Below are 14,637 nucleotides of genomic sequence, written 5' to 3'. Positions count from 1 at the left end.
TGCCGCTGTTGTGCACGGGTCCTACAAGCGCTCGAGGCTGCCCACGGCACTATTGTGCCCCCGTTGCCCGTGCTGGCTAAGGACCTTGGGCCCCTTCTGCCGCTATTGCGACACGGCCAGCAGGCCCAGAACGACGGCGAGCAGGGGCGCGCTGCCCTGGGTCACGGCTGCGCGGAGGTACTTGCGCCCGGTGATGGCCAGGACCGCGGCCGCCAGCAGCATGGACCCGCAGCAGCTGAAAACCAGGGTCCACCCCGCCACGGACTGCGCCGACCCTTGGCCGCCAGCGGCTGCGAGCCCGATGCCGGCAAACGCCCCAACGGCCAGGAACAGGTTGTAGAAGCCCTGGTTGTAGGCCATGGGCTTTGTGGTCTCGGCATCGGACTGCGAGGCGATCCCGAAGCGCTTCCAGGTTGCCGGCCGGGTCCAGGTGAGCGACTCCATCGTGAAAATGAAGACGTGCAGCGCCGCGGCAAGGAAGGCAAAAAGAAGGGAGGCCAGGACCATTGCTCGATCCTAGCCTCCTGTTGAACCCCGGTGCCGCCCCGCAATCCGGCGGAGGCACAAAAAAGGAGGCCAGGACCGGCTGCTTGATCCTGGCCTCCCGCTTGTGGAAGATTCAGCTACCGTGCCAGCGTGGCCAGCGTGGTGGCGGCAAAACCCTTCGCCGACTGGTTCCACAGCGACAGCAGGCCCTGCAGGTTTTCCCCGTCCGCGCGGTGCGCCGGAAGCTGGTCCTGGAGGGTGGCCAGCACGCCGGTCCGCAGTTCGGTGTTGAAGTTGACCTTGCCAACGTTCATGGCCGCTGCCTTGACCAGCTCCTCCGTCGGAATGCCGGAGGCGCCGTGCAGCACCAGGGGGATGTGGATCCGCGCCGCGATGTCCTGCAGCACGTCCCAGCGCAGCTTCGGCTCGCCCTTGTACTTGCCGTGGACGTTGCCCACCGCGACGGCCAGCAGTTCCGCGCCGGTGCGGGAGACGAAGTCCTCCACCTGCGCGGAGTCCGTCAGGCCGGCCACGTCCACGCCGGACTGGTCTGCTCCGAAGGCGCGGTCCTCGTCCCCTGCCAGGCCGCCGAGCTCTGCTTCGAGCACCACCTCGGCACCCAGGAGCGCACGGGCTGCCTGGACCAGCGCAATGTTGTCCCCGTAAGGAAGAGACGAACCGTCGGCGAGGACGGAATCCGCCCCTGCCTTGACGGCGTCGGCCATGACGTCCAGGTCCGATGCGTGGTCAAGCTGCACCGCGACCGGTACCGAGGCAGCATCGGCCAGGCCGCGCAGCGCGTTGATGAGGCGGAGGCCGTTGGCGGAGGCTGCGGTCTTGGGTGCCACCAGCAGGATCACGCCACGGCCGGCTTCCTCTGCCGCGCCCACCACCGCCAACGCGGTGGTGAAGTCGTAGCAGGTGAAGGCGGGTACTGCTGAACCCTGCTGCAGGGCGGAGGTGACCAGGTGGTCCAGTCGGGTATGCATTAGGCGCCCAAGCCTCCTACCAGGATCCACGCGACGAAGGTCAGCAGGAAGCCGGCCACGCCCAGGATGGTGGTCAGGACGGTCCAGGTCTTCAGGCCGTCGGACACTGTCAGGCCGTAGTAACGCACCACCACCCAGAAGCCGGCGTCCGTCACGTGGGACAGGCCCAGGGCGCCGAAGCCGATGGCGATGACGATCACTGCGATCTGCGCCGGGCTGTAGCCGCCGCTGACCGCTGCGGACAGCAGGCCGGTGGTGGTTACGATGGCCACGGTCGCCGACCCCTGGGCCGCACGCAGCGCCAGCGAGATGATGAAGCCGAGCAGCAGCAGCGGCACGCCAAGGGTGTCCAGCGTCTTGGAGAGCGCTCCACCAATGCCGGACACCTGCAGCACGTTGCCGAACACTCCACCTGCGGCCACCACCATGAGGATGGAAGCGATGGGCGGCAGCGAGCCCTCGAAGATCTCACCGGTTTCCTTGAAGGACCAGCCGCGGCGGACGGCCAGCAGGAAGAAGGACAGCGCCACGGCCACCAGCAAGGCCAGGAACGGGTTGCCCACGAAGGCCGCGAGGCCGTACAGCGGATGGGACTTGGGGAGGATGAGGGTGCCAACGGTGCCGAGCAGGATCTGCACAATGGGCGCTGCGATGAGGAAGATGATCAGGCCAGGCCGCGGCGGCGCAATGGCGGCGGCACCGGGTCCGTCGTGGCCAACCTTCACCAGCGACTTGGAGCCGAATTCCTCCACCTGCGTCTTCACGGCCGGCAGCAGCTCGTAGTCCTTGCGGTTCATGATGGACGCAACCCAGTAGGACAGGAAGCCCAGCGGCACGCAGATCAGCAGCGAGATCAGGGCGATAAGTCCAATGTCGGCACCCAGCACGCCGGCGCCTGCCACGATTCCGGGGTGCGGCGGGACTGCCACGTGGATGGCGAGCATGATGCCGGCCATCGGCAGGCCGAACTTGACCGGGTGGACTTTGGCGATCTTGGCGAAGGCGTACACGATGGGCACCAGCACGATGATGCCCACCTCGAAGAAGACGGGGATGGCCACCAGGAAGCCCACGGCGGTCAGCGCCACTGCCACACGGCGGGCACCCAGCTTGCGGGTGAAGTGGTCGGCCAGTGACTGGACGCCGCCGGACACCTCGATCATGCGGCCCAGGATGGCGCCGAGCGCGATCAGGATGGCCACCTTGCCCATGGTGCTGCCCACGCCGCCGGAGACCACGGTGAAGATGTCCTGAAGCGGGATGGTTGCCGCCACGGCCACCAGGATGCTGACGGTGAGCAGGGCCACGAAAGCCTGGATCTTGAAGCGGATGATCATCACCAGCAGGATGGCGATGCCCACTGCTGCGATAGTGAGCAGCAGCGGGGTGCCCAGCTCAACGGCGGGTTTGATGGCCGGGGCGTCGGCCGCCCGCTGTATCAGCGGATTCAGAAGGTGGTTCACGGGGAGGTGTCTCCTTTGACGTGCCGGCCTGGGGGCAGGCGGGCAGCACGGAATGGCGGGGTGGGGATAAACGTTGCGGGACTGCGCCGGCAACGCTGGGAGGTAACGACGACGGCGGAGGGGGGACCGCCGTCGTCGTACCTTTTTTGCCGCAAGGGCAGGAGGATGGCTTAGTTGGCGCGCTGGCTTACTTGGCGCGCTTGGTGGGGGCGACCACCTTGATGACCGCGGAATCATCGGCGGCGGCGAGGCCCTGCGCCTGGCCCAGCAGGTAGAGCTGCTCGGCGGCGGCGGCAACGGGGGCTGCCAGGCCGGCGGCGCGGGCGGCCTTGCCCACGATGCCCATGTCCTTGACGAAGATGTCCAGGCGGGACAGGACCTCGGCGCCCTCCTCGTTGTAGGCCTCAAGGATGCGCGGGCCGCGGTTGGAGAGCATGAAGGAGCCGGCCGCGCCGGCTTCCAGGGCGGCGAGGGTCTTGGCCTGGTCCAGTCCCAACGCGTCGGCCAGGGCAAGGGCCTCGGCGGCGGCGGCGATGTGGACGCCGCACAGGAGCTGGTTGACGGTCTTGAGGGCCTGGCCGTCGCCGGGGTTGTCACCCACCACGGTGAGCGTGGAGGCCAGCAGCTCCAGGGCGGGGGCTGCCTTTTCGCGGGCCTCGGGGGAAGCGCCGACGACGATCAGCAGGTCACCTTCACCGGCGCGCTTGGGCCCGCCGGACAGCGGGGCGTCCACCAGGTCCACGCCGTATTCGGCGAGCTTGGCGACCGTTGCGGGGATGGCGTCGGTGCCCACGGTGCTGCCGAGGATGACGACGGCGCCAGGCTCCAGTACCGGGGCCACGCCGTTCTCGCCGAAGAGGACATCGTTGAGCTGCTCGCCGTTGCGGACGGCCAGGAGCACGGCATTGGCACCCTTGGCGGCTTCACGGGCGCTGGAGAAGGTGGCGATGCCGGCTTCTTCGGCAAGCTTGAGGCGGGCTTCGGCGATGTCGAAGCCGTGGACGGTCAGCTGGGTGGCCAGGCGGGTGGCCATGGGCAGGCCCATGGCGCCGAGGCCCAGGACGGTGACGGTGTAGTTGCTGGTCATGGTGTTTCTCCGTTGAAGTCTTGCGGGCTGGGGCGGGGACTAGAAGGTTGTGCTGAGTTTGCGGGTGACCTGGGCCAAGGAGTCGTCGTCGCCTACGTTGCCGGCGAAGACGATGTAGGGGATGCCCTTGGCGGGTCCGTCCACCGGTTCCCAGAGGGAGACGATGCCGGGCAACATGGGGCCGCGGACAATCGCGTGGCGGATTTCCAGGCCGTGCGCTGCCACGTCGGAGGACGTGATGCCGCCCTTGGCGATGACGAACCGGGGCGGGAAGGTCTTCAGGGTGCGGTTGACGACGTCCACGACGGCGGCAGAGACCGTGCGTGCAATGCGGAGGCTTTCGGCGGGGTCGTCGGTCTTGATGAGCAGCCGGCTGGTGTGGACGATGACGTCGCCGGTGCGGAGGGCTTCAACCACTGCGTCCACGGTTTGGTCCAGGTGGGCCTTGGCTCCCGCCTCATCGGCGAGGAGCTTTTCGACATCGATCTCGATGATGCGTGCTGAGCTGTGTTCCGCCGTGAGGATATTGAGCTGGCGCGTTGTGAGGCCCACGTGCGATCCCACCACGATCAGGCCGCCGGCCTCTGATGGGGTGTTGCCCTCGTATGCTTCTTCCCCGGTCAGTGCAGCGCGGACTTCCTGGCCGATGCGGCCGCGGACGAAGGGCGGGCCAACGCGGTACAGGAGTTTCTTGCCGCGGCGTTCTGCTTCTTCCAGGCCCAGGGCCAGCGCGCGGAAGTCATTCTCGGTGACGATGTCCGCAACGATCGGAGTGGAGTTGGTGGCCGGCTCGATGGCGTCGGCGATGGCCTTCGCGGAGATGGCGGGGTCCTGCGCGGAAGCACCGGCGCGGATGATGTTCAGGTCCAGGACGATCACGGAGTCGGCGGGGAACCGGCCTTGGGACTTCTCTGCGATGTAGTCGGCCATGACGGAGGTGCTGAAGCCGAAGGATGCGTCCTTGGCAAACTCGGTTTCGGAGACCGGGACCAGGGTGCCGTCAGCGCCGCGCATGTAGTGGACCCCGCCAATGGTGACGCGGCCGGCGTCCGGGAACGCCGGAACCAGCACAACACCGTCGGTCTTTTCCCCGCTGGCCTCGGCCACCGTCGCCGCGATGACGTCCGGTTCCAGGGGATAGTGGCCGCGGAGGGTGGAGTCGCTGCGGCTGACGAAGCCGAGGCGCAGCTTTTCCTGCTGCCCTGCTGCGGCCAGCGCATTGCGGACCACTTCCTCATTGCGGGCTGCCGCTTCTGCCGGGTCGAGGCTGCGCGTGTTGGTCAGGACGTAAACGGCGGGCTTGGCGGTGCTCTGCGCAATGTGCGCAAAGGCCCAGGCGAAGTCTTCCACGTCCCAACGGGTGAGCACAGGCAGGTCTGCGACGGACTGCGTGCCGGTGGGATCGTCGTCGAGCACTACCAGAACGCGGGGAACCTCCGCATTGGAAGCGGCAAGCGTGCCGGCTACGAGCCCAGTTTGGATCTCGAGGTCTGCCGGATAGGCGGCCAGAACGTCTGCTTCATACGTCACAGTGCACTCCGTTGTGTAGCGATCCAGGGTGGCGGATCCAGATGTAAAGGTAACTGTAAGATGTCTGACATCTTGCATTTGAAGTTAGTGTGGCACACGGCATAGAGACGCGCAAGTACACTTGTCTGACATATCCGCCGGAAGCCGGAAGCAGGAATCGGGGGCAACATGGCAAGGAAGTCGCTGGTCGGCGTGGTGGCCGACGAACTGCTGGACCGCATCATCGAAGGCGAGTTCCCGCCCGGCTCCACCGTTCCCGGCGAGCACGAACTCAGCGCCCGCCACGAGGTCAGCCGCATGACGGTCCGCGAAGCGATGAAGACCCTCCAGGCCCAACGCATCCTGAGCGTGGAGCGCGGCCGCGGAACGTTCGTCAATCCCCTGAGCCGCTGGGCCTCACTCGAAGCCGTCCTGCGCGCAGCATCGGAGGGCAAGAACGACGCCGATGCCTCCATCCAGCTCATCGAACTCCGCCGCATGCTCGAAACGGGCGCCTGCGAGCTTGCCGCCGGACGGATTGCCGAAGAGGACATCACTGCCCTCTTCAATTACGTCTCGGCAATGAAGGCCGCGCACAGCATCAACGACGTCGCGTCCTTTGTGGAGGCGGACCTCGCCTTCCATGACGTCATCCTGCGCGCCTCCGGCAACGTCTTCGTGTCGGTCCTGTTTGAGCCGCTGCATCGGGTCCTGGAAAAGCGAAGGACCGAAACTTCCGCCGTTCCTGAAATCCAGGAGCACGCCATTGGCCATCACCAGAACATCGCCGAAGCCCTGCAGTCCCGCGACGCAGTGCGGTCCCGGGAGGCCATGGACGCCCACATGCAGCAGACCCTGGACGACCTCAAGCAGCTGGTGCTGGAAACCAAGTAACCCCTCCCCTCGAGGTCCGGGGCGGGAAGTGGGTCCCCTAATTGCCCTTGACCCTGTTCAACGCTCCAAGTGTCCTACTAGGCTTCAGGGACGGCCCGCAACCGGGAGCATCGACGATCACGAGGAGCGAAGTTGTCCAACCACACGTACAGCATTTCTGAAATTGTCGGCACCTCCACCCAGGGCGTGGATGACGCCGTCCGCAACGGCATTGCCAAGGCGTCCCAGACCCTGCGGAACCTCGACTGGTTCGAGATCAAGGAGGTCCGCGGCCACCTGGAGGACGGGAAGATCGCGGACTGGCAGGTCACCATCAAGATCGGTTTCCGCTTGGAAGAGCACTAGTTAAAGCAACCGGCCCGCAGCCAATACGTCCGTGTCGACGTTGGCCGCGGGCCGTTTTCGCTTTTAAGCAGGCCTCAGTTTGCCGTGCCAGGGCTGCGTCGTCGCCAGACCGTGGGGACGCCGTCGAACGCGGGAAAAACGTGGCCCTCGAAGAAGGACAGCACCGTGTGGGGATCGAGGTCCGGGCTCCAAAGACCGGAGGCAGGGCAGTGCGAACCGGTGGCGGTGGAGGCGGCGCCGGCGGATGCCTGGCGTTCCTTCAGCAGGGCGATGCGTTTCATCGTTGAGACCATCCTGGGGTGACAAAAAGTGGGCGGGAAAGCACGTACTCCCACCCTAGGAAAGGGCGCACGCCGCACCAATGGGCGGCTGGCCAGAATCAACCCCTCCTGCTGGACGAATGTACAGTCACGCGCCGCCCTGACCGGCGGATCAGCCCACCTCGCCGCTTTCCGCAACGACGGCAGCGTCGTGTTCCATGCCGAGGTCCGGGCCCGCGCCAAGGCTGCCCAGCAGGGCCAGGGCGTCCGACGACGGCGATCCCGGCCGGGCCGAGTACACCCGGAGTGTCTGGTCGGGGTCCTCCGGCAGGACAAGGTTTTCAAAGTTCAGTTCCAGGTCGCCCACCGAGGGGTGGTGCAGCCGGACGGTGCCGGCAGCGCGGGTTGCCACCCGGTGTCCGGCCCACCACTGGCGGAAGTGTTCACTGTGGACCGCCAGCTCACCCACCAAGTGGTTCGCCTGGGGATCGTTGGGGTGCCGGCCCACGTCCAGGCGGAGAGATCCGGCCGCTTCGGCCGCCACCGTTTTCCAGTCCCGGAACAGTTCCCGGGCGGCGGGATCAAGAATGGTCCAGCGGGTGAGGTTACGCTCCGCGGGCGGCAGCGCCGGGAAATCGGTGAACAGCAGGAATGCCATCCTGTTGCCGGCCAGGACGTCGTTGCGGCGGCCCAACACCAGAGCCGGCACTTCCCCCACCGCGTCAAGCAGTTGGCGCAGCGCCGGCCGGACACCCTGTGCTGCAGCGGCACCGGGTTCACGGGGAGCACTGGCGCAGTTCTCAAGCAGGTCCAGCATGTGCGCGTGCTCGCTGCTGTCCAGGCGCAGCGCCCGGGCCACCGCGTCCAGGACAGTCCGGGACGGGTGGATATTGCGGCCCTGTTCCAGCCGGACGTAGTAATCCGTGCTGACGCCGGCCAACCGCGCCACTTCCTCGCGCCGCAGGCCGGGGACCCGTCGGGCACCCGTGCTGGGGCCCGTCCCGGCGACCTCCGGACTCAACCGGGACCGCATGGCTTTGAGGAATTTTCCGAACTCGGCGCTTTGACCCATGCAGACCATTCTGCCTGCGTTGGGGTCCCCGCTCTACAACGAAGGTAGGACTGGCAGTCCTAGGAAAAACAGGAACAGCTTTGCCTGCTGACTTGGGGGCCAAAAGTGCATAGGCTCAGGAGTGAGCCGGTGGAAACCGCTTTCTCATCTGTCGAGCAGCCGGCACCGATTTTCCAGCACCTCATCTTCCAGCCACACCCTCCCAGAGAAGGAGCACACCCATGTCAGAGCTGACACTCAACAATGGCGTCACCATCCCGCAGCTTGGCTTCGGCGTTTTCCAGGTCCCGCCGGAAGACACCCAGCGGACCGTGGAGGATGCGCTCGAGGCAGGCTACCGCCACATCGATACCGCCGCGGCCTACCGCAACGAGGCAGGAGTGGGGGCAGCACTGGCCGCCACCGGCATCGCCCGCGAGGAAATCTTCGTCACCACCAAGCTCCGCAACGGCGAGCAGGGCAGGGCACAGGAAGCATTCCAAAACAGCCGCAAGGCGCTGGGCCTGGACTTCATCGACCTCTACCTCATCCACTGGCCCGTCCCCTCCCAGGGGCTTTTTGTCCAGGCCTGGAAGGAGATGGAGCGGCTGTACGAGAACAAGGAGATCCGTGCCATTGGCGTCTCCAACTTCCTCTCGGACCACCTGGACACCCTGCTGGAATCCGCCGAAACTGTGCCGGCCGTGAACCAGATCGAGCTCCACCCCAGCTACCAGCAGGCAGACCTGGCGGCCAAGTGCCGCGGCCTGGGCATTGCTGTCGAGGCCTACAGCCCCCTTGGACAGGGCGGAGACCTCAACGGAAACGCCGTCACCGAAATCGCTGCTGCGCACAACGCCACCACTGCCCAGGGGGTGCTCGCCTGGCACCTTGCCAACGGAAACATCGTCATTCCCAAGTCGGCCAACCCGGACCGCATCCGCGAGAACTTCGCGGCTTCATCCCTGACGCTCTCCCAGGACGAACTGGCCGCCATCACGGCGCTGGAGTCCGGCGCCCGCATTGGTTCCGATCCCGCCGTCGCCTCCTTCACCCAGATGTAGGGACCTGCAGGCTCAACCACTGCCTGCCGGCTCCCCCACCGAAAGGATTTTCCATGCAGTACACTCACTTGGGCCGCTCCGGCCTGAAAGTCTCCCGCCTCTGCCTGGGCACCATGAACTTTGGGCCGCAAACGGAAGAAGCGAACGCCCACAGCATCATGGACTCCGCCCACGAGTCAGGCATCAACTTCTTCGACACCGCCAACGTATATGGCGGCGTTGACCACCGCGGCTGGACCGAGGAAATTATCGGACGCTGGTTCGCCAAGGGCGGCGAGCGCCGCGAGCACACCGTCCTGGCCACCAAGCTCTACGGCACCATGACGGACCGTCCCAACGAGTCCAAGTTGTCAGCACTGAACATCCGCCGGGCCCTGGACGCAAGCCTGAAGCGCTTGCAGACCGACTACATCGATGTGTACCAGTTCCACCACATCGACCGCGACACCCCGTGGGACGAAATCTGGCAGGCCATCGAGGTGGCAGTGCAGCAAGGGAAGATCCTGTACTCAGGCAGCAGCAACTTTGCAGGCTGGCACATCGCACAGGCCCAGGAAGCCGCCCGACGCCGCAACTACAACGGCCTGGTCAGTGAACAGTCCATCTACAACCTGTTCCGCCGCGAGCTCGAACTGGAGGTCATCCCGGCGGCACAGCAGTACGGCCTGGGCCTGATCCCCTGGTCACCGCTGCAGGGCGGGCTGCTGGGCGGCGTGCTGAAGAAGGAACGCGAGGGCGTGCGGCGCACCGAAGGACGGGCCGCCGAAACGCTGAAGAAGCACCAGGACCAGATCCGCCAGTACGAGGACTTTGCCGACGAGCTGGGCCACGAACCCGGCGACGTCGCCCTGGCGTGGCTCCTGCACCAGCCCGCGGTCACGGCTCCGATCGTGGGCCCCCGCACCCAGGAACAACTGGATGCCGCCATCCGCGCCCTGGACGTCTCGCTTGACGAAGACGCGCTTAAGCGCCTGGACGACATCTTCCCGGGACACCGCACGGCGCCGGAAGACTACGCGTGGTAACCCAATTCGCTGCCGATACGGTGGCGCCGAGGAGCATCCTGTTCATCGGTGGCACGGGAGTCATCAGCGCGGCGGCGGCAGAGCGTGCCGTCGCGCTGGGGCACCGGCTGACCATCCTGAACCGCGGCCAGTCCACCCGGCCTGTCCCGGAGGGCACGGAAGTGCTCCATGCCGACGTCCGTGATGCAGCGGCCGTCCGGGAGGTGCTGGGCGGCAGGGAGTTCGACGCCGTCGCGGACTTTATCTCCTACACCCCCGACCAGGCGCAGGCCAGCATGGAGCTGTTCCGGGAGCGGACCGGGCAGTACGTCTTTATCAGCTCCGCCTCCGCCTACCAGAAGCCGCCCACCAGGCTGCCGATCCGTGAGTCCACGCCGTTGAAGAACCCCTTCTGGGAGTACTCCCGGAACAAGATCGCGTGTGAGGAGCTGCTCTTCCGGGCCTACCGGGAGGATGACTTTCCCCTGACGGTCATCCGGCCATCGCACACCTACGACCGCACCAAGATCGCCATGGTGGGCGGCTGGACGGACATCCACCGCATGCGCAACGGCCTTCCGGTCATGGTCCACGGCGACGGCACCTCGCTGTGGACGCTGACGCACAGCAAGGACTTCGCCAAGGCCTTCGTCGGCCTGCTCGGCAGGCCGCAGGCGGTGGGCGAGAGCTACGCCATCACCTCGGACGAGTACCTGCCCTGGAACCAGATCTACCAACTGTTCGCGCGGGCAGCGGGGGTCCGGGAACCCGAACTGGTACATGTGGCATCCGAAACCATCGCCACCCATGACGAGGAACTGGGTTCCAACCTCCTGGGCGACCGGTCCCACTCGGTGGTCTTTGACAACACCAAGATCAAATCGCTGGTGCCGGACTACACCGCCACCATCCCGTTCGCGGACGGCGCCCGGGAGATTATTGAGTGGTACGACAGCCACCCGGAACTGCAACAGGTGGACGAGGCCTACATGCAGCTTTCCGACAAGCTCACCGGCTGGGCGCGCCAGGGAGCCTGAGCCCACGGACTCCGCCGCAACTGGCCTGCCACCCTCCGATGGCAGGCCAGTTGCGCAGGGCGGCTGTGCTACATTTCGGCGCATGACTTCGCCCCCTTCCAACCAGCCCGCGGACGGGCATCCCGCCGACGGGCCTGTCGCCGCAGCCATCGGGCTCCTGGCGAAGCAGGGCTTCGATGCCACGTCGGTCGAGGAGCTCGCGGAAGCGTCGGGGATGAGCCGCAGCACGTTCTTCCGCAGGTTCGGGTCGAAGGAGGACGTGGTCTTCGCGGATCATGAGCGGATCCTGCGCCAGGTGAATGACCGGCTCGCCGAATCAAGGCTTGAGCCGCTCGCCGCCGTTGCGGACGCCGCCCTGTTGGTCTTCGAGCACCACCTGCGGAATCCGGCAACGTCCAGGGCCCGCTACGGGCTGCTGCAGGCAGTCCCGGCCCTTCGCGACCGGGAACTGGTCACGTCCCACCGCTACGAGCGGGCATTCCTGCAGTTCCTCAATGACCGGCTGCCCGGGAAGGGGCGGCACGAGTACAAGGCCGTCGCCTTCGCCGCGGCCGTAGTGGCGGTGCACAACGCCTTCCTCCGCCAGTGGCTGCGCACCACCCCGAAGGCCGGGGACACTACTGCGGCAGACAAGAACAGGGCGGCAGCCCTCGCCGCGGAACTCCAGGTCCTGTCGGATACGTTCCGGCCTGCGCTCCTCGGTTCCCCCGCCCCCTCCCAACCAGCCCCGACCGTCGTCGTGACCGTCCTTCCCGGCCCTGCCGACAGGGAAGCCATCGCCCAGGCGGTCCGGGACGCCCTGCCCTAGCAAAATTCCCTACCAGCCCTCGTGGTACGCAGTTTCTTGACGTGGAACTCCGTTTCATTGCATCCTTATTGAGTGTGGCGCGAGCCACACTGCCCGGCAGTTCCGCCGCCGCTGATTCAAAAGGATGCAAATACATGACGACGACGTCCCCCACCCGGGTGCCCGCCAGCGCCAAAAGTCCCACCAGCTTTCCCGGCGGCACGGTGGAACCGGACTACATCCTCACCGAGGCGCTGGGCACCGACCCGGCATCCGTCCTTACCGGCGTCACCGATGGAGACCGTGCCTACTGGGACCGCGCCCGCAGCTTTGTCCAGAATGAGGTCCTCCCCGTCATCGATGGCTACTGGGAACGCGGCGAGTACCCACTGCATCTCCTCCAGCGCCTTGGCGAACTGGACCTGCTGCGCGACGGCATTGCGGTGGAGGGGTACGCACCCATGAGCAGCATGGCCGCCGGCCTGGTGAACATGGAGCTCAGCCGCGGCGATGGCTCCGTGGCCACGATGGTGGCAGTGCAGGGCGGCCTTGCCCTGCGGTCCGTCGCGGAATGCGGGTCCCCGGAGCAGAAGGAGCGCTGGCTCCCGGCGATCGCCGGCGGCGCGGAATACGCAGCCTTCGCCCTCACCGAACCCACCCACGGCTCCGACTCCGTCGCCCTCGAGACGACGGCCACCCGCACCGGGGGCGGGTTCCTGCTCAACGGTGAAAAGAAGTGGATCGGCAACGGCTCAGTAGGCGGCGTCAGCATCGTCTGGGCCCGGGGCGAGGACGGCCAGGTCCATGGCTACCTGGTTCCACAGGACTCCTCCGGCTACACTGCCACCAAAATCGAAGGCAAGCTGGCCCTCCGCGCCATCTGGCAGGCGCACATCCGGCTGGAGGACGTCTTCGTCCCGGAAGAGAACGTCCTGCCTGGCGCCCGCACCTTCAAGGACACGGCCCGCGTCCTGTTGGCGACCCGGCTGGGCGTGGCCTGGTCCGCCGTCGGGCATGCCACCGCGTGCTACGAAACGGCCGTCCAGTACGCCAAGCAGCGCAAGCAGTTCGGCCGGCCCCTGGCCGCCTCCCAGATCGTGCAGGAACGGCTGGCCCGGATGCTCAGCGAACTGGCCACCATGCAGCTGATGGTGGTTCAGATGACCCGGCTTGATGAAGCCGGAACACTCACGCCCGAGCAGGCGTCGCTGGCCAAGTTCACCTGCACCCGCACCGCGCGCGGTATTGCTTCCAACGCGCGCGACCTGCTGGGCGGCAATGGCATCCTGCTGGAAAACCGCGTGGCGCGGCACCTCGCCGACATCGAGGCCATCCACACCTACGAAGGTACCGAGACCATGCAGGCCCTCATCATCGGGCGCGGCATCACCGGCACTTCCGCCTTCGCGTAACCCCGCCCAACACTTTCGAAAGGATTGTTCTTGAACCAGAACGCCAACATCCCCGTCATCCTGGGCGGCGCCCGCACCCCGTTCGGCCGGTTCCGCGGCGGCCTCACGCCCTTCTCCTCCAGCGGCCTCGGAGCGCACGCCATCCGGGCCGCCCTGGAACGGACCGGCGTGGCACCGGAGCAGATCGGTGCCGTCATCGTGGGACAGGTCATCCAGGCCGGTGCCGGACAGGGTCCCGCCCGCCAGGCCAGCCTGGCCGCGGGAATCGGCTGGGACGTCCCCACCATCACCATCAACAAGCTTTGCCTGTCCGGATTGACTGCCGTCATCGACGCTGCGCGGATGATCCGGACCGGGGAAGCGGACTTCATTGTGGCCGCCGGCCAGGAGTCCATGACCAACGCACCGCACCTGGTCCCAGGCCTCCGCGCCGGCGTGGTCATCGGCGATGCCCCAATGCTGGACTCGCTGAACCATGACGGACTGCAGGACCCGGTCACCGGCAAGCTGATGGGCGAGGCCACCGACGCCGGGAACACCGAACGCGGCATCACCCGTGAGGAGCAGGACGCCGTGGCGGCACGCTCCCACCAGCGCGCCGACGCTGCACGCGCTGCCGGGGTGCTGGCCGATGAGATCGCGCCGATCCAAGTGCCGCAGCGCAAAGGTCCGGCCGTCACCCTTGAGCACGATGAAGGCATTCGCCCCGAAACCACCGCGGAGTCCCTGGCGCAGCTGCGCCCGGCGTTCTCCAAGGCGGAGACGGCCACCATCACCGCGGGTTCGTCGTCGCCACTCTCCGACGGCGCGGCCGCCCTGGTCATTGCCAACAAGGCGGCGGCTGAAGCCGCAGGCCTGGAATGGATCGCCGAGATCGGCGCCCACGGCCAGACCGCCGGCCCGGACGGATCGCTGCACTCCCAGCCCGCCAGGGCCATCGAGCGGGCGCTGAAGGTCCAGGGACTCACGGTCCAGGAGCTGGATTTGGTGGAAATCAACGAAGCCTTCGCCTCCGTCCTCATCCAGTCCGCCAACGACCTCGGTATTGAAGCCGAAGCCGTGAACGCCGAAGGCGGCGCCATTGCCCTGGGCCATCCAGTGGGAGCATCGGGGGCGCGGCTGGTGCTGCACCAGGCGCTGGCCCTGAAGCGCCGCGGTGGCGGCACCGGCGTCGTGGCCCTCTGTGGCGGCGGCGGCCAGGGTGACGCCCTGATCCTCACAGCATGACCCACCCCGACGAAGAAGCAGG

General features: G+C 66.8%; 15 protein-coding genes. 8 read left to right on the top strand and 7 right to left on the bottom strand.

Going from position 1 to position 14,637, the window contains the following annotated elements:
• Positions 1-102: 102 nt before the first annotated feature.
• From LFT44_RS01755 to LFT44_RS01735, 5 genes are all read right to left on the bottom strand, one after another.
• A complete protein-coding gene (locus LFT44_RS01755; protein ID WP_236800757.1) occupies positions 103-507 on the bottom strand; it encodes a DUF1304 domain-containing protein in 405 nt (134 codons plus the stop codon).
• Positions 508-623: 116 nt separating this feature from the next.
• Positions 624-1,475, bottom strand: coding sequence for a class II fructose-bisphosphate aldolase (locus LFT44_RS01750; protein ID WP_236800756.1), 852 nt, complete (start codon positions 1,473-1,475; stop codon positions 624-626).
• Positions 1,475-2,938, bottom strand: coding sequence for a GntP family transporter (locus LFT44_RS01745; protein WP_236800755.1), 1,464 nt, complete (start codon positions 2,936-2,938; stop codon positions 1,475-1,477). Before LFT44_RS01745 ends, LFT44_RS01750 begins: the two co-directional genes overlap by 1 nt.
• Positions 2,939-3,125: 187 nt before the next feature.
• The gene (locus tag LFT44_RS01740; protein ID WP_236800753.1) at positions 3,126-4,025 is read right to left on the bottom strand and encodes an NAD(P)-dependent oxidoreductase; all 900 of its coding nucleotides are present in this window, start codon (positions 4,023-4,025) and stop codon (positions 3,126-3,128) included.
• 39 nt (positions 4,026-4,064) lie between these two features.
• A complete protein-coding gene (locus LFT44_RS01735; protein WP_236800752.1) occupies positions 4,065-5,555 on the bottom strand; it encodes a four-carbon acid sugar kinase family protein in 1,491 nt (496 codons plus the stop codon).
• 168 nt (positions 5,556-5,723) lie between these two features.
• Here LFT44_RS01735 and LFT44_RS01730 point away from each other — a divergent pair, with 168 nt between their 5' ends.
• Positions 5,724-6,428 (top strand): FadR/GntR family transcriptional regulator, encoded by a 705-nt coding sequence (locus tag LFT44_RS01730; protein ID WP_236800750.1) that lies wholly within the window; start codon positions 5,724-5,726, stop codon positions 6,426-6,428.
• Positions 6,429-6,560: 132 nt separating this feature from the next.
• Positions 6,561-6,773: a dodecin gene (locus LFT44_RS01725; protein WP_236800749.1), complete on the top strand. Its 213-nt coding sequence runs from the start codon at positions 6,561-6,563 to the stop codon at positions 6,771-6,773.
• A 74-nt stretch (positions 6,774-6,847) separates the two neighbouring features.
• Here the strand turns inward: LFT44_RS01725 and LFT44_RS01720 are convergent, their stop codons facing one another.
• Both LFT44_RS01720 and LFT44_RS01715 read right to left on the bottom strand, forming a co-directional pair.
• Complete coding sequence (locus LFT44_RS01720) at positions 6,848-7,054, bottom strand: hypothetical protein (RefSeq protein ID WP_056331347.1); 207 nt, start codon at positions 7,052-7,054, stop codon at positions 6,848-6,850.
• A 151-nt stretch (positions 7,055-7,205) separates the two neighbouring features.
• Complete coding sequence (locus tag LFT44_RS01715) at positions 7,206-8,105, bottom strand: helix-turn-helix domain-containing protein (RefSeq protein ID WP_236800748.1); 900 nt, start codon at positions 8,103-8,105, stop codon at positions 7,206-7,208.
• A 221-nt stretch (positions 8,106-8,326) separates the two neighbouring features.
• Here LFT44_RS01715 and LFT44_RS01710 point away from each other — a divergent pair, with 221 nt between their 5' ends.
• The 6 genes from LFT44_RS01710 to LFT44_RS01685 all read left to right on the top strand — a co-directional run bounded on the left by LFT44_RS01710 (position 8,327) and on the right by LFT44_RS01685 (position 14,615).
• On the top strand, positions 8,327-9,148 hold the full coding sequence (locus tag LFT44_RS01710) for an aldo/keto reductase (RefSeq protein ID WP_236800746.1): 822 nt from the start codon (positions 8,327-8,329) through the stop codon (positions 9,146-9,148).
• A 53-nt stretch (positions 9,149-9,201) separates the two neighbouring features.
• Positions 9,202-10,173 carry an aldo/keto reductase gene (locus LFT44_RS01705; protein WP_236800745.1) on the top strand — a complete coding sequence of 324 codons (972 nt, stop codon included), beginning with the start codon at positions 9,202-9,204 and terminating at the stop codon, positions 10,171-10,173.
• Entirely contained in the window at positions 10,167-11,189 is a 1,023-nt protein-coding gene (locus LFT44_RS01700; protein WP_236800744.1) for an NAD-dependent epimerase/dehydratase family protein, read from the top strand. Before LFT44_RS01705 ends, LFT44_RS01700 begins: the two co-directional genes overlap by 7 nt.
• A gap of 82 nt (positions 11,190-11,271) precedes the next feature.
• Complete coding sequence (locus tag LFT44_RS01695) at positions 11,272-11,997, top strand: TetR/AcrR family transcriptional regulator (protein ID WP_236800743.1); 726 nt, start codon at positions 11,272-11,274, stop codon at positions 11,995-11,997.
• 134 nt (positions 11,998-12,131) lie between these two features.
• Positions 12,132-13,388 (top strand): acyl-CoA dehydrogenase family protein, encoded by a 1,257-nt coding sequence (locus tag LFT44_RS01690; RefSeq protein ID WP_236800741.1) that lies wholly within the window; start codon positions 12,132-12,134, stop codon positions 13,386-13,388.
• Positions 13,389-13,418: 30 nt separating this feature from the next.
• The gene (locus tag LFT44_RS01685) at positions 13,419-14,615 is read left to right on the top strand and encodes an acetyl-CoA C-acetyltransferase (protein WP_236800740.1); all 1,197 of its coding nucleotides are present in this window, start codon (positions 13,419-13,421) and stop codon (positions 14,613-14,615) included.
• Positions 14,616-14,637 lie beyond the last annotated feature (22 nt).

Source organism: Arthrobacter sp. FW306-05-C (assembly GCF_021801725.1).
Taxonomy (GTDB): Bacteria; Actinomycetota; Actinomycetes; order Actinomycetales; family Micrococcaceae; genus Arthrobacter.
The sequence above is the reverse complement of the archived record's forward strand: the minus strand, read 5'-3'. Positions and strand labels throughout refer to the sequence as shown.

Excerpts from the sequence above, each read along its gene's own strand:
- LFT44_RS01695 (WP_236800743.1), top strand. The coding sequence starts at position 11,272 with ATGACTTCGCCCCCTTCCAACCAGCCCGCGGACGGGCATCCCGCCGAC.
- LFT44_RS01720 (WP_056331347.1), bottom strand. The coding sequence starts at position 7,054 with ATGAAACGCATCGCCCTGCTGAAGGAACGCCAGGCATCCGCCGGCGCC.
- LFT44_RS01750 (WP_236800756.1), bottom strand. The coding sequence starts at position 1,475 with ATGCATACCCGACTGGACCACCTGGTCACCTCCGCCCTGCAGCAGGGT.
- LFT44_RS01755 (WP_236800757.1), bottom strand. The coding sequence starts at position 507 with ATGGTCCTGGCCTCCCTTCTTTTTGCCTTCCTTGCCGCGGCGCTGCAC.
- LFT44_RS01740 (WP_236800753.1), bottom strand. The coding sequence starts at position 4,025 with ATGACCAGCAACTACACCGTCACCGTCCTGGGCCTCGGCGCCATGGGC.
- LFT44_RS01715 (WP_236800748.1), bottom strand. The coding sequence starts at position 8,105 with ATGGGTCAAAGCGCCGAGTTCGGAAAATTCCTCAAAGCCATGCGGTCC.
- LFT44_RS01690 (WP_236800741.1), top strand. The coding sequence starts at position 12,132 with ATGACGACGACGTCCCCCACCCGGGTGCCCGCCAGCGCCAAAAGTCCC.
- LFT44_RS01705 (WP_236800745.1), top strand. The coding sequence starts at position 9,202 with ATGCAGTACACTCACTTGGGCCGCTCCGGCCTGAAAGTCTCCCGCCTC.
- LFT44_RS01710 (WP_236800746.1), top strand. The coding sequence starts at position 8,327 with ATGTCAGAGCTGACACTCAACAATGGCGTCACCATCCCGCAGCTTGGC.
- LFT44_RS01730 (WP_236800750.1), top strand. The coding sequence starts at position 5,724 with ATGGCAAGGAAGTCGCTGGTCGGCGTGGTGGCCGACGAACTGCTGGAC.